Here is a 13,656-nt window from a genome sequence, read left to right as displayed (position 1 = left end):
TCGTGGATCCCGGCCGCGACCTCTTCCCTCAGTTGGCCGGGTCCGGTTGCGGGCCGAGCTCGCGGCACAGATCGGTGGAGAGCCGTTCGATGACCGCCGCCGCGTCCAACCGCCGCCGCCACTGCTCGGGCACCGCACGCGCCCCCAGCCGCGCGCCGAGCAGCGCCCCGCAGATCGCGCCGATGGAATCGCTGTCGCCGGAGTGGTTGACCGACAGCAGCACCCCGTTGCGGAAGATCTGTTCGGCGGTGCCGCCGATGGTCTCCGCGCACAGCGCCGCGCACACGGCGATGGCCAGCGCGTCGGGGCCGATGACGCCGTAGCCGAGCGATTCCAGCATGTCCGGTTCCGGCATGGGCCCGCCCCGGCGGGTGCTCGCGTCGGCGATGCGCACCGCGGTGGCCAGGCCGTCGGCGGTCTCCTCGTGCCCCCGGTAGCGGGTCAGTTCGCTGGCGGCCAGCTCCACCGACATGCGCAGATCCAGCCCGCAGGACAGCCCGAAGACGATCCCCGCGAAAGCCCCGGCCGGCAGCCACCCGCTCGGGTTGCCATGGGTCAACGCCGCGGCGTCACACGCGGATTCGAAGGCGTACCGCAGCGAATGCGTGAACCCGAACGGCGCCGAGCGCACCACCGCCGCACAGCCTTTGGAGTCGTTGATCGGCCGGTCCCGGGTGCCCAGTGGGGACCGCGGCTCGAGCCGCTGCGCCGCGGACTGCATGGCCGAGGTGGTGGCGTGCGTCGGCCCCCGGTAGGTCATCAACTCGGGATACCTGGTCAGCGCGCTGCCGAGCGGGTCGGGCTGCTCCGGCACCTGGACACCCTGCCCGCGCAACCAGGACAGCAGCCCCATCTGCACCAACCCGGACACGGTGACCCCGCTGCTGCCCGCACGCTCGCGGATCGCGCCGCGGATCAGCGCCTCGACGGTGAACAGCGTCAATTGCGTCTCGTCCGAGATCCGGCCCTTGTACGAATCCTTCTCCCCGGTCACCCCGCGAGAACCATAGCGCCGCAAGATATCCGGCAACGGCATGGATTCCACCGGCGCACCGAGCGCATCACCCACCGCGCCGCCGAGCAGACAGCCGTGCACCACCTCGAAGGCCGGGCGCTTGAACCCCGCCGCGGCGGCCATCCGCGGTTCCTGCGGCGCACTCAGCGCCCGCGCCACGGCGTCGGCGAATTCCGCGCACGAGCGATACCGATCCTGCGGGTCCTTGGCCAGCGCCCGCCGCAGCACCGCGTCCACCGCCTGCGGCAACTCCGCCCGGAAGGCGCTCGCCGCCGGGGGCGGCTGCTGAATGTGCCCGATGACGACCGTGCCGATGTGCGCGGAGTCGAAGGGCCCGCGCCCGGTCAACATGCGAAACAACGTGCAGGCCAAGGAATATTGATCCGAGCGCGGCCCCAGCTTGGCGTTGGTGAGCTGTTCGGGCGAGGCGAACGCCAGTGTGGCGTTGAGCATTCCGGTCTGGGTCAGCACCACGGGATCGTCCAGGACCCGCGCGATGCCGAAGTCGCTGAGCACCACCCGCTCACTGAATCCGCTGCCCGCGCCGGCCGAGGCGGACAGCAAGATGTTGGCGGGCTTCACATCCCGGTGCAGCACGCCCCGCAGATGCGCGTAGTCCAGCGCGGCGGCGGTCTGGGTGATGATCTCGAGCGCTCGTTCCGGGGCCAGTGTGCGCGCGTCCAGCGCCATGCAGTCGGTGCCGTCCACGTACTGCATCGCGATCCACAGCTGCTCGTCCTCGACCCCGCGGTCGTAGACGTTGACGATATTGGGGTGGTCCAGCAGCGCGACCACATCGGCTTCGCGTTCGAAGCGCGCCCGGGTGTCGGGATTGCCGAACAGGTTCCGGTGCAGCAGTTTCAGGGCGATGAGCTTGGGCAGGCGCGGATGCCGGGCGGAGTAGACCGAACCCATTCCGCCGCGACCGACTTCGCGGTCGATCGAGTAGCCCGCGAAGATCTCACCCGGCCGCAACATCCCCAATTTCCTCCACCGCTAGAACATGTGGAGCCTACCGGGTCGCCGACGCACCGCACCCCTTTCATGACACGCCGAGGGCGCGAAACGAAAGAGGTGCGGTTACAGCGGTTGTGGCCGAACTCAGGCGATCGGACCGCGCGCGAGTTCGTAGGCCGCGCCGACCCGGTACAGCCGGTCGTCGGCCAGCGCCGGGGCCATGATCTGCAGACCCACCGGCAGCCCGTCGTCGGCGCTGAGCCCGGACGGCACCGACATGCCGCAGTGCCCGGCCAGGTTGGTGGGCAGCGTGCACAGGTCCGAGAGGTACATGGCGAGCGGGTCGTTGACCTTCTCGCCCAGCTTCCACGGCGTGAACGGGCTGGTCGGGGAGACCAGCACGTCGACACTCTCGTACGCGCGATCGAAGTCGCGCGCGATGAGGGTGCGGACCTTGAGCGCCTGACCGTAGTAGGCGTCGTAGTAGCCCGCCGACAGCGCGTAGGTGCCGATCATGATGCGGCGCTTGACCTCCGGGCCGAACCCGGCCTCGCGGCTGAGCGACATGACCTGATCGGCGCTGTGCGTGCCGTCGTCACCGGCGCGCAGGCCGTACCGCATGGCGTCGAAGCGCGCCAGGTTGGACGACACCTCCGACGGCATGACCAGGTAGTACGCGGCGAGCGCGTGCTCGAAGTTGGGGCAGGACACCTCGATGACCTCGGCCCCGAGATCCTTGAGCTGGGCCACTGCCGCGTCGAAGGACGCGATGACGCCGGGCTGGTAGCTGTCCGAGTGCAGTTCCTTGACGACGCCGACCTTCACACCGGTCAGATCGCCCTTCATGCCCTCGCGGGCCGCCGCCACCACGGGCGCGACCGGCACGTTGCGCGAGGTGGAGTCGCGCGGGTCGTACCCGGCGATGACCTCGTGCAGCAGCGCGGTGTCCAGCACGGTGCGACCGCACGGCCCGCCCTGATCAAGGGAGGACGCGCACGCGACCAGGCCGTAGCGCGAGACCGTGCCGTAGGTGGGCTTGGTGCCGACGGTCGCGGTGACCGCGGCGGGCTGGCGGATCGAGCCGCCGGTGTCGGTGCCGATGGCCAGCGGGGCCTGGTAGGAGGCCAGCGCCGCGGCCGAGCCGCCGCCCGATCCGCCCGGAATGCGCGTGGTGTCCCACGGGTTTCGGGTCGGGCCGTAGGCGGAGTTCTCGGTGGAGGAGCCCATCGCGAACTCGTCCATGTTGGTCTTGCCGAGAATCGGGATGCCGGCCTGGCGCAGCTTGGTGGTCAGGGTGGCGTCGTACGGGGACACCCAGCCCTCGAGGATCTTGGATCCGCAGGTGGTGGGCATGTCCGTGGTGGTGAAAACGTCCTTGAGCGCCAAGGGAACACCCGCGAGCGCGGAGGCCACCTCGCCGCCGGCGATGGCGCGATCCACCTCGGCGGCCGCGAGCAGCGCCTGCTCACCGGCCACGTGCAGGAAGGCGTTGATCTCGCCGTCGACCTCGGCGATCCGGGCGATGTGCGCCTCGGTCACCTCGACCGAGGAGACCTCGCGCGCGTGGATCTTCTCGGCCAGCGCGGACGCGTCCAGCTTGGTCAGGTCGCTCATTCGCCCTCTCCCAGAATCTGCGGAACCAGGAAGCGCTGCTCCTCGACGGCCGGTGCGGCCGCCAGGGCCTGCTCCGGAGTCAGACTGGGCTGCACCACATCCGGGCGCGTCACATTGGTCGCCGGATTCGGGGACGCGGTGGCGGGGACATCAGCGGCGGCGACCTCGGAGATGGACGCCACGTGGGTCAGGATGACATCCAGCTGACCGGCGTACAGATCGAGTTCGTCATCGGTCAAGGCAAGCCTGGACAACCGGGCGAGGTGTGCGACCTCGTCCCTGGAGATGGCGGGCACCGCGGGACCCCTTTCGGCAGGTTCGGGCGAGAGATTCGGCCGAGGACAGCCTAGCGACTCGTGACTGGCAGTCGGCCACAGGCTGTCGGCATACTGGGATACGGTCGATAGGTAACCGTTCGGTAAGTGACCCACATCACTCACATCGCTTCGATTCGATAACCAGCGATGGAGGGTGTAAATATTGCGGGACTCGGGTACCCGTCCGAAAGTTTCGGTCGCACAGGAAAGAAAGGAAGGCACGTGTCCTATTTGCTTCGCGTGCAACTTCCGGATCGTCCAGGCAGTCTCGGCTCACTCGCTCTCGCACTGGGTTCCGTCGGCGCCGACATCCTCTCGCTGGATGTCGTCGAACGCGGTGACGGTTTCGCGATCGACGACATAGTGGTCGAGGTTCCGACGGGCGCCCTCCCGGACACTTTGATCACCGCCGCCGAGTCGCTGCACGATGTGCAGGTCGATTCGCTGCGCCCGTACTCGGGCATGCTCGACACGCACCGCGAGCTCGAGCTCATCGATCAGGTCGCCAACGCCCGGGACGACCGCCTGCAGGTGCTGGTCGACGGCGTGCCGCGGGTACTGCGCGTGGGCTGGAGCACGATCATCGACATGGGCCCCTCGGGCGCGTTCCGGGTCGTCGGCAGCCAGAGCGCGCCGTCCACGCAGGCCGCCAACGTACCCTGGATGCCGCTCGAGAAGCCCGCGGCGCTCGACGGCGAAGCGGACTGGGTGCCGCAGCTGTGGAGCGACATGGACACCAAGCTGGCGGCCGCGCCGCTCGGCAACACCGGCAAGGTGCTGCTGCTGGGCCGCCCGGGCGGGCCGGACTTCCGGCCCTCGGAAGTCGCGCGCCTGGGCTATCTCGCCGGGATAGTGGCTACCGTTCTGGGCTGAGTCGCCGCTTCTCCCTTCCTTTTTCGCGCGCCGGTGTGAGGTCATTCATACCGGCGCGTTTTGCTGTGCGCGCCAAGTATTTTCACGCCGCTGCCGGAAACGCCCAGCCGATTCTCAGGCTCTTCCTACTATCCGGGTACGTAGATTACCTACTATCTGAGTACGTAGATTGAGTCGAAGATCGAGAGAGGCAACGACGCCCATGCAGCAGTACCGATCACCCTCGACACCCCGTGCCCGGCGATTCTCGCTGACCGTGGCACACCTGCTCGGCGCGGCCGCCGCCGCGACCATCACCGCGGGCGCGGCCGGCGCCGAATCCCTGTCCCGGGGCGATGTTTCCCCCGGCAACTCCGGCGCCGCGGCCAACCGGCAGGCGCCCGCCGGGGCCGGTCCCGGCGGGCGGGACACCACCGGCGCGCACGCCATCGACCCGTTCGGCTACGGGCACACCGACTCGAGCCCACTGGCTCAGGGGCAGCATCAGGACGCACTGCGCGACTATCACGCCCGCCAGCGACCGGCCCCGCGCACGCCCGCCGACGGCAACGGCGCGGCCACCTGGACGCCCACCGGGAACGCGGACGGCAACGGCTGGGCAGTGTGCCGCCCGCAGGCGAGCTGGTGCTGATCGTGCGACGACTACTCGGCCCCCTGACCATCGCGGCATTGGCAACCGCCGCACTGCCTTTCACCGGCGCGACCGCGCAGGCCCGCGGCATCGCCCCCGACGCCACCCAGACCTGCCTGTGGGACGGCGCGCCCTACCGCTCCGGCGCGACGGTCGTCGCGGGCGGCGACTCCTACCGCTGCGGCAGCCAGGCCGGCGCACCGTACTGGTTCCGCACGGCCGCTCCCGGCGCGACGAGCACCGTCGCCAACCCCGGCGCGAGCGGCGCGCCGCAGGGCCGATTCAGCGCTGGTGCACGGCAACCCGGCACCAGCTACAACGACTACTGCGTGGGCTACCAGCTGATCCCCGGCACCGACGACGTCTACCAGGTGGTCCGCCTCCCCGACGGGCGGATGTTCTGGAAGGCCGCCGCGCCGATCTCGCAGTGGCCGTTCGCCGCGAGCGGGCCGGATTCGGTACGGCCCGCCGAGACCTGGCGCAGCACCAGCTCGTGCAACGACGGCAACATGGCCTGAGGCGGCACGGTTTCGCCCGAGAGAGTGGCGGGGCCAGATCGCCCTGTCAGCTGTCCGGCCTGGTCGATCCGAGGCAGGGCCGGTTGGTGCTACGCGGGCGACGCGGCCTGATCCGGACCGGTCGCGAACCGCATGACGGTCAGTGGCAAGCCCGCCATGGTGAACCAATCCCTTTCCGGCGCATGGACGAACCCGATGCGGTCGTACATGCGCCGGGCATCCACCATGGCGGGCATGGTGGTCAGCACCACCGCGTCGAAACCCTCGGCGCGGGCGATCTCGAAGACCGCGTCCACCAGCGCCGTTCCGACCCCGAGCCCGCGCGCGGCCTTGGCGACCGCGAGCATTCGAAACTCCAGCTCGCCGGGGCGGGCGATGTCGGCGAACGCGGTGCCGGGGCGGGCCACCGTGAGCGAGCCGACGATCTCGCCCTCGTGCACCGCGACCAGGATCTGCGCGGCCCGGGCACGCGCGGGCGTGTCGGCGAGCTCGGCGACGTACGCGCTGGCCGGGTTGATGAAGCCCTCGCCCACGTAGGTGTCGACCGTGACCCGGCCGACCGCGTCGTACTCCCCGGCCCGCGCGTCACGGATCTCGACGACACGCTCCCGTGCACCCATGCTCACCACTCCGTTCACCTCACCGATCCCGAACGCCGACGCGTCGGCGACAAGCCTCGCACCCGATTCGACCACGGGCGCCACTGGCGGCAACGCGGTTGTGGAGACCATAGATTCCCGCGCGGTGAGCACCACGAGCGATCCGCGGTCCGATGAGGTTTCCGCCCGCACCGTGGCGGCCCGTGGCAACTCGGGGGCGCTACGCGACAACGCGGCGCGACATCGGGAAGGCGCACCGGCCCCCGCACCTCGTGCCGGGGCGGCGTCGCCTACTCGTCCGGCTGGGTCACGGCGTCGGGCCCGTCTTCGAGGAGGCGCTTGAACCCCTCCTCGTCGAGGATGGGCACGCCCAGCTCCTCGGCCTTGGCGGCCTTGGAGCCGGGGGCGTCGCCGATCACCACGAAGGCGGTCTTCTTGGAGACCGAGCTCGCGGCCTTGCCGCCGCGCAGCAGAATCGCCTCCTTCGCGCCGTCGCGGGTGAAGTCCACGAGCGAACCCGTCACCACGATGGACAGGCCCTCCAGATTGCGGGTGATCGACTCGTCGCGCTCGTCTTCCATCCGCACCCCCGCGGCGCGCCACTTGTCGACGATGTCGAGGTGCCACGGCACTGTCAGCCATTCCTCGAGCGCCGTCGCGATGGTCGGGCCGACGCCGTCCACGGCCGCCAGTTCCTCGGCCGAGGCCTCCTGGATGCGCTCCATGCTGCCGAACGCCGAGGCCAAAGCCCGTGCGGCCGTTGGCCCGACGTGCCGGATGGACAGCGCGACCAGCACCCGCCACAGCGGACGGTCCTTGGCCGACTCCAGATTCTGCAGCAGCCGTTTGCCGTTCTGCGACAGCGTGCCCTTGTTATTGGTGAACAGCGATGTGGTGAGCAGCTTGTCCGCGTCGAGGTCGAACAGGTCGCCTTCATCGCCGATGGCGTTCGACTTCAGCAGATCGACGGCGGCCTCGTAACCGAGCGCCTCGATGTCGAACGCGCCGCGCCCGGCCACGTGGTAGACGCGCTCACGCAATTGGGCCGGGCAGAACCGCTGGTTCGGGCAGCGGATATCGGCGTCGCCCTCCTTGGCCGGGGCGAGTTCGGTGCCGCATTCGGGGCAGAGCGTCGGCATGACGAATTCGCGTTCGGCCCCGGTGCGGGCGTCGACCACCGGGCCGAGCACCTCGGGAATCACGTCACCGGCCTTGCGAATGGTGACGGTGTCGCCGATGAGCACACCCTTGCGCTTGACCTCGGAGGCATTGTGCAGGGTCGCCATCGAGACGGTGGACCCCGCGACGGTGACCGGGGCCATGACCGCGAACGGTGTCACCCGGCCGGTGCGCCCGACGTTCACCTGGATGTCCAGGAGCTTGGTCGTCACCTCCTCGGGCGGGTACTTGTAGGCGATGGCCCAGCGCGGCGCGCGCGAGGTCGCCCCGAGTCGGCGCTGCAGCGCGAAATCGTCGACCTTGACGACCTGGCCGTCGATCTCGTGCTCGATGTCGTGCCGGTGCTCGCCCCAGTAGGCGACACGCTCCAGCACCGCCTGCACGCCCCGCACCCGCATGGTGTGCGCGGACACCGGCAGGCCCCAGGCCGCCAGCGCCCGGTACGCCTCGTGCTGCGAGGCGGCGGTGAACCCCACCGAACGGCCGAAACCGTGGCAGATCATGCGCAGCCGCCGCCGGGCGGTGACCGCCGGATCCTTCTGCCGCAGCGATCCGGCCGCGGTGTTGCGCGGATTGGCGTACGGCGCTTTGCCTTCCGCGACGATCGAGGCGTTCAGATTCGCGAAGTCCGCGAGCGTCATGTACGCCTCGCCGCGCACCTCCAGCAGCTTCGGGATCGGGAATTCGGCGGTGCCGGTCAGCGTGTGCGGAATGTCGTCGATGGTGCGGGCATTGAGGGTGACGTCCTCCCCGGTCGCGCCGTCGCCGCGGGTGGCCCCGCGCACCAGCCTGCCGTCCTCGTAGACCAGGTTGAGCGCGACGCCGTCGATCTTGACCTCGCAGACGAAGTCCGTGTCCGCGCCGGTCTCGGTTTCCACGCGCGCCACCCAGGCGCGCATCTCCTCCGCGTTGAAGACATTGTCGAGCGAGTACATGCGCTCGAGGTGATCGACCGGTGCGAACTCGGTGGTGAAGCCGCCGCCGACCACCTGGGTCGGGGAATCCGGGGTGCGCAGATCCGGATGGGCGTCCTCGAGCGCACTCAGGCGCTGGAACAGCTCGTCGAATTGGCCGTCGGAGATGGTGGGTGCGTCCCGGACGTAGTACCGGAACTGGTGATCGCGCACCTGCTCGGCCAGCTGCTGCCACCGCACGCGCTCGTCGCCACTCGCCGGGGTGATCTCGATTTCCGATTCGCTCACAACCCCTACGATAGTCCAGGCCACCGACAGGTTCGTGCGACATTCCCGCACGTCGGGGCGCATTTTTCCGAGATTTTCGGAGCCCGGTTCGCGGTCCGGTGCGGGCCGCGCGGGCCCGGCGGCCGAGTGCCGGATTCGGCTCTCGCGGGCGTGATTTCGCGGTCGCCCGGCAGCGGCATTCCGGCCGCGGGCGCGCAGACGGCAGAACTCCCGGCTTGGCCGGGCGGCCCGGTCTCGTGTTGGCTGTCGGCGTGGAGTCTGCAGGGTGGGCGAAGTCCGTGACATCGGTGCGGCTCGCGAAATCCAAGGGTGTGCGAATCGCCGTCGAGGTGCTCGGGTGGGGCGCGGTGGCGGCCGGGGCGCTCGGAATCGGCTTGCACTTCAGTCGATCCGACGCGCAGCCGCTGGTGCTCGCGGCCTCGCTCGCGCCGTATCTGATGGCTTGCGCGCTGGTGGGCGCGGTGGTGTTCGGGGTCGCGCGGCGCTGGGCCGGAGCCGGGATCGCGGTCGCGGTGCTGGGCGTCGCCCTGGCGACGCAGGTTCCGCTGTTCGCCGGCGATCCCGCGGGCGAGGGGCCCGAGATCACGGTCATGCAGGCGAATCTGCTGTTCGACGGGGCGGATCCGGGTGTGCTGGTCGAGCAGGTGCGGAGCCGGAACGTCACGCTGCTGACCGTCAACGAGCTCACCGCGCCGGCGATCGAGGCGCTCGGCCGGGCGGGACTGGATCAGCTGCTGCCGTACAAGTACGTCTCCCCCGCGAAAACAGCTGCCGGAACCGGGATCTGGAGCGCGTATCCGCTCACCGACACCGTCGAGTACGACGGCTACATCCTGAATCAGCTCTCGGCCACGGCGACCCTGCCCGGGATCGGGCCCGTCACCGTCTTTGCCCTGCACCCGGTTCCGCCGGTCTACGGCACCGACGTGTGGGCCGACGAGCTGTCCCGGCTGCGCGCGATTCTGGACGCGGCGCCGGCCGACCGGCCCGTCATCGCGGGCGGCGATCTGAACGCCACCTACAACCACGCGCAGTATCGCGCAATGGTTTCCGGCCGCTACGCCGACGCCGCCGAACAGGCCGGAGCGGGCTACCTGCGCACCTATCCGACCGATAAGCCCTGGCCACCCCTGGTCGGGATCGATCACATCCTGCTGTCCGGCGCGCACGCGGCGGCGGTAGAAACGGTCGAGTTGCCGGGCGCGGATCATCGCGCGCTCGTGGCGCGAATCCAGCTGAGGCCCCGTTAATCCGGTGTGTCGCGGACCCGTGCCGGTGTGTCGCGTTCACCGGGACGGTTGTCCGAAAGGTGAGAGTCGCATTTCGGGCTCGCTACCGGCAGGATGACCAGGGTGTTGCGCAGTTTTCAGGTGACGAACCACCGATCCCTCGCCGAGCCGCAGGAGCTGCGACTCACCCGCGGCAATGGCCCGGTTGCCGCCCCGGTCACCGCCGTATACGGTGCGGCCGCCACCGGGAAGACCGGGCTGGTCGACGCCCTGGACCGCATGCGTGACGCGGTGCTGAACTCGGTCACCGGCTGGGACCCGTTCTCCGGGCCCGTCCGGACCCCGCATCTCGGATTCGCGGACCGCCCTTCGGAATTCGTCGCGCACTTCGTCGCCGAGGGATGCCCGTATACCTACGGGTTCAAACTCGACAACGCCGATGTGAGCGCGGAATGGCTGCATTCGCATCCGCACAACCGCAAGCGCGTGGTCTTCGACCGGCACGGGGACGACATCCGCATCGGGCCCATGTTCGAGGCCGCCCGCTACGGACTGGGCGCGGTCGTGCCGCTGGTGCGGCCGAACGCCCTACTGCTCAGCCTGTCCGGGCAGCTGTACGCCGAACCGCTGGTCCCGGCCTACCGCTGGTTCCAGTCGCTGCTGGAAGTGCAGGTGGGGCAACCCGATCCGAGCGACATCGCGCACCGGGTCGGCGCGCACATCTCCCGCTCCACCGAGCACGCCATGCGATTGCTGACGCTGCTGCGCGGTGCGGACCTGGGCATCACCGATCTGCTGCTGCCCGAGGACGATCCGATGTACGCGGACTACCTGCGCGACCTGGACACCGATATCGCGGCCACCACCAAGGAGGTCGAGAACTGCACGATCTCGGCCAATTACGCCGAGGAGATGTTCCTCGAGCACGGCATCACCGTGACCCTGCTGCGCCGCGAGCTGGCGAATCTGTACGCCGCGCGCGACGCCCTGTACTCGCGGATGGTGGCGCGGCGCGGGGTGGGCCTGGGCCTGTCCCATGAAGGGATCGAGACCGCGTTCGACATCACCGACGAGTCCAGCGCGACGCTGTCGATGCTACGGCTGCTGCCGCCGATGCTCGACGCCCTGGACGCGGGCGGGGTGCTCGCGGTCGACGACATCGACGCGCACCTGACCCCCGAGGTGGCGGATCGCCTGATCCAGCTGTTCCAGAACCCGGAGACGAATACCCAAGGCGCGCAACTGGTGTTCACCACCGCGAATCGCAGTCTGATCGACCGCGGCAACGGGCGGTCCCAGACCAAGCGGACGACGGTGTGGCAGCTGCGGCGCGGGGAGTTCGGGATCACGGACCTCACGCCGCAGTGAGGGTGGTGCGACGGCGGTGGACGCCGGCGGCCGGTCTGTGCCGAACCCCCACCGCGTAATTTGGTGGCCCGCAGGTCCATACGTGAGCGCAGCTCCGGACAGCGGGTGGCCGCGCCGCGCACGCTGGCGGGCGTCGGCCCACGCGGCGCATCGAATGACCGGTGCGGCCCACAACGGATTCACCACAGGTTGCGGGCGAGGAAATGACGCTGGTCGCGTAGCAGGGCGGCCGGGTGCGGCTGTCGTCGGCGCGGGTGGTCGCCGGTCGCGGCGGAGCTCTTCGCGGGTGTGGTCGCCGCGCGGGGGCGGGGTCGGGGCGAAGAAACGGACATCCGGGGGCCTAGCATGGGCTTCATGCTGGAGCTTGCGTTCGTCGTGTTGCTCGTCGGCGTGCTGGTCGCGTCGCTCATGTACTACCGGCGGGCGCGGGACGGCGCGCCGTTGGGGGCGAACGCCGAAGAGGGGACGCTGTACGTCCACGGGGTCAGCCCGCATCCGCAGGTGACCGGCGAGCAGTACGTCACCCTCACCGGGAGCATCTCCGGGCCGTCGGTGGTCGCGCACGAGGTGTACGGGCGATTCGCTTGGGATACCGCGCAGTGGCCGTCGGTCGGCGACCAGATCGCGGTCGTGTACCCGGCGGGGAAGCCGGACAGCTGGTCCATCGCGCATCCGGGGGCGCGGCCGTACTTCGGGTCCAAGCAGTCGCGGGAGCAGCAGGGCCCGGGGCAGCAGGGTTTCCCGCAGCACGAGCAGCTGAACCAGGACCCGTTCGGCACGCCCGGTCAGCCGGGTCAGCCGGGCCAGGATCCGTTCCGCAAGCCCGACCAGCCGGGCGACCAGCGCCCCTGAGTCTCGACCGGCGACGCCGCGCACGGCGACCAGCGCTACCGGGTATCGAACCGCGAGGCCGCGGCCGGCAACCCCGCGGCCCTGGCCATCCGGGCGGCTCGTGCCCTGTCGTACGGTGCGATACCGCGTCCATCGGCGGCCTTCGGACGCGCCACCGATTGCCCCGCGTCAGCGAGTCGCCGGGTCCGTGAAGTCCAGGGACTCGGGCTCGTCGGCGTAGACGGCGGCCGTCTCGGTGGCCAGGGTCAGAGCCTTGCGGGCCCAGTCCAGCGATGCCCCGGCCAGGCCGCAGGCGGGTGAGACCAGGATCTGCTCTGCCAGCAGGCGGCGGGGGAAGCCCAGGCGATCCATCAGGCGCACACCGGGTTCGGCTACGTCGCGCCAGGTGATGGGCAGGTCGGGCGGCGTGGTGGGGACCAGGCCGAGCACCAGATGCCTGCCGTCGTCGAGCAATTCGCCGACGCGGTCGAGGTCGGCGACGCCGATCGTGGCCATGTCGAAGGCGACGCCCGCGGCGGCCGACTTGCGCAGGAACCCGAGCGCCGGGCTCGCCGAGCAGCTGTGCAGCAGGACCGGGCCGGGCTGGGCGGTGATGACCGTGTCGAGGATGTGCAGCGCCTCCGGTTCGGGCAGGGCGCGCACCGTGTTCAGGACGCTGACCCCGCGCAGGGTCCCCTCCAGCACCCGGGTCAGCAGTGGCTCGTCCAGCTGCAGCAGGACTTTCGCGCCGAGTCGCTTCTCGACCTCGGCGACGTGCCGGGCGATGCCCTCGGTGAGCGACTCCGAAAGATCGCGCACCGCACCGGAATCGGTGAGCACCCGGTGCCCGTGCGGCAGCTCCACCTCCGCCGCGAGGGTCAGCGGTCCCGTGACCTGGAGTTTGACCGTCCGCCCCGAACCCGCGAGACCCGCTGTCTCCCAGGCTTCTTCGAGCCGGTCCAGATCCTCGCGCAGCAGATCGTGCGCGCGCCGCGCCACCGCGCCCGGCCGGACCGCGAGCCGGTACCCGCGCGTGGTGCCGTCGAAGCGCATGTCCACCAGCAGCGGCGACACCCGGCCGATCATGTCGGCCCCGACGCCCCGGGCGGGCAACTCCACCAGATGCGGCAGGCCGCCGAGTTCCCCGACCACGGTCGCGGCGGACTCACGCGCGTCGACGCCGGGCCAGGAGCCCATGCCGGTCGCGATGCCGCCGCGCAGCACCGAAACCCCGTCGTCGACGTCACTCATCCGCGCCACCACCGTTCACTCGGTCGTACCCGATATTTCGCAGCCGCCCGGTGACGACTACGCGAACCTTCG

General features: G+C 70.2%; 12 protein-coding genes. 6 read left to right on the top strand and 6 right to left on the bottom strand.

All coding sequences use genetic code 11. The features are described 5' to 3' along the window. Positions 1 to 28: 28 nt before the first annotated feature. The 3 genes from ABZ319_RS05740 to gatC form a co-directional block, all read right to left on the bottom strand. Positions 29 to 1,993 carry an ADP-ribosylglycohydrolase family protein gene (locus ABZ319_RS05740; protein WP_354985147.1) on the bottom strand — a complete coding sequence of 655 codons (1,965 nt, stop codon included), beginning with the start codon at positions 1,991 to 1,993 and terminating at the stop codon, positions 29 to 31. A gap of 123 nt (positions 1,994 to 2,116) precedes the next feature. Further along, positions 2,117 to 3,586 carry an Asp-tRNA(Asn)/Glu-tRNA(Gln) amidotransferase subunit GatA gene (gene gatA / locus ABZ319_RS05735; RefSeq protein WP_354985146.1) on the bottom strand — a complete coding sequence of 490 codons (1,470 nt, stop codon included), beginning with the start codon at positions 3,584 to 3,586 and terminating at the stop codon, positions 2,117 to 2,119. Further along, positions 3,583 to 3,882 (bottom strand): Asp-tRNA(Asn)/Glu-tRNA(Gln) amidotransferase subunit GatC, encoded by a 300-nt coding sequence (gene gatC / locus ABZ319_RS05730; RefSeq protein ID WP_354985145.1) that lies wholly within the window; start codon positions 3,880 to 3,882, stop codon positions 3,583 to 3,585. The genes gatA and gatC overlap by 4 nt, the downstream gene beginning before the upstream one ends. A gap of 243 nt (positions 3,883 to 4,125) precedes the next feature. On the opposite strand from gatC, the gene ABZ319_RS05725 reads away from it, so the two are divergent. From ABZ319_RS05725 to ABZ319_RS05715, 3 genes are all read left to right on the top strand, one after another. After that, complete coding sequence (locus tag ABZ319_RS05725; protein WP_354985144.1) at positions 4,126 to 4,776, top strand: amino acid-binding protein; 651 nt, start codon at positions 4,126 to 4,128, stop codon at positions 4,774 to 4,776. A gap of 256 nt (positions 4,777 to 5,032) precedes the next feature. Then, on the top strand, positions 5,033 to 5,407 hold the full coding sequence (locus ABZ319_RS05720; RefSeq protein ID WP_354985143.1) for a hypothetical protein: 375 nt from the start codon (positions 5,033 to 5,035) through the stop codon (positions 5,405 to 5,407). Beyond that, positions 5,380 to 5,925 (top strand): hypothetical protein, encoded by a 546-nt coding sequence (locus tag ABZ319_RS05715; RefSeq protein ID WP_354985142.1) that lies wholly within the window; start codon positions 5,380 to 5,382, stop codon positions 5,923 to 5,925. Before ABZ319_RS05720 ends, ABZ319_RS05715 begins: the two co-directional genes overlap by 28 nt. 89 nt (positions 5,926 to 6,014) lie before the next feature. Here the strand turns inward: ABZ319_RS05715 and ABZ319_RS05710 are convergent, their stop codons facing one another. Next, entirely contained in the window at positions 6,015 to 6,545 is a 531-nt protein-coding gene (locus ABZ319_RS05710; RefSeq protein ID WP_354985141.1) for a GNAT family N-acetyltransferase, read from the bottom strand. A 269-nt stretch (positions 6,546 to 6,814) separates the two neighbouring features. Continuing rightward, entirely contained in the window at positions 6,815 to 8,905 is a 2,091-nt protein-coding gene (gene ligA / locus ABZ319_RS05705; protein ID WP_354985140.1) for an NAD-dependent DNA ligase LigA, read from the bottom strand. Between the two features lie 251 nt (positions 8,906 to 9,156). Between ligA and ABZ319_RS05700 the strand changes: the two genes are divergently transcribed. The 3 genes from ABZ319_RS05700 to ABZ319_RS05690 all read left to right on the top strand — a co-directional run bounded on the left by ABZ319_RS05700 (position 9,157) and on the right by ABZ319_RS05690 (position 12,354). Then, positions 9,157 to 10,155 carry an endonuclease/exonuclease/phosphatase family protein gene (locus ABZ319_RS05700; RefSeq protein WP_354985139.1) on the top strand — a complete coding sequence of 333 codons (999 nt, stop codon included), beginning with the start codon at positions 9,157 to 9,159 and terminating at the stop codon, positions 10,153 to 10,155. 120 nt (positions 10,156 to 10,275) lie between these two features. Next, positions 10,276 to 11,502, top strand: a complete 1,227-nt coding sequence (locus tag ABZ319_RS05695; RefSeq protein ID WP_354985138.1) for an ATP-binding protein — start codon at positions 10,276 to 10,278, stop codon at positions 11,500 to 11,502. A 354-nt stretch (positions 11,503 to 11,856) separates the two neighbouring features. After that, positions 11,857 to 12,354, top strand: a complete 498-nt coding sequence (locus ABZ319_RS05690; RefSeq protein ID WP_354985137.1) for a hypothetical protein — start codon at positions 11,857 to 11,859, stop codon at positions 12,352 to 12,354. Positions 12,355 to 12,522: 168 nt separating this feature from the next. Here ABZ319_RS05690 and ABZ319_RS05685 read toward each other — a convergent pair whose 3' ends face one another. After that, complete coding sequence (locus ABZ319_RS05685) at positions 12,523 to 13,584, bottom strand: methionine synthase (protein WP_354985136.1); 1,062 nt, start codon at positions 13,582 to 13,584, stop codon at positions 12,523 to 12,525. Between the last annotated feature and the right edge of the window lie 72 nt (positions 13,585 to 13,656).

Origin of the sequence: Nocardia sp. NPDC005978 (assembly GCF_040614455.1) — a bacterium.
GTDB lineage: Bacteria > Actinomycetota > Actinomycetes > Mycobacteriales > Mycobacteriaceae > Nocardia.
This window is presented reverse-complemented; position numbering and strand designations above follow the sequence as displayed.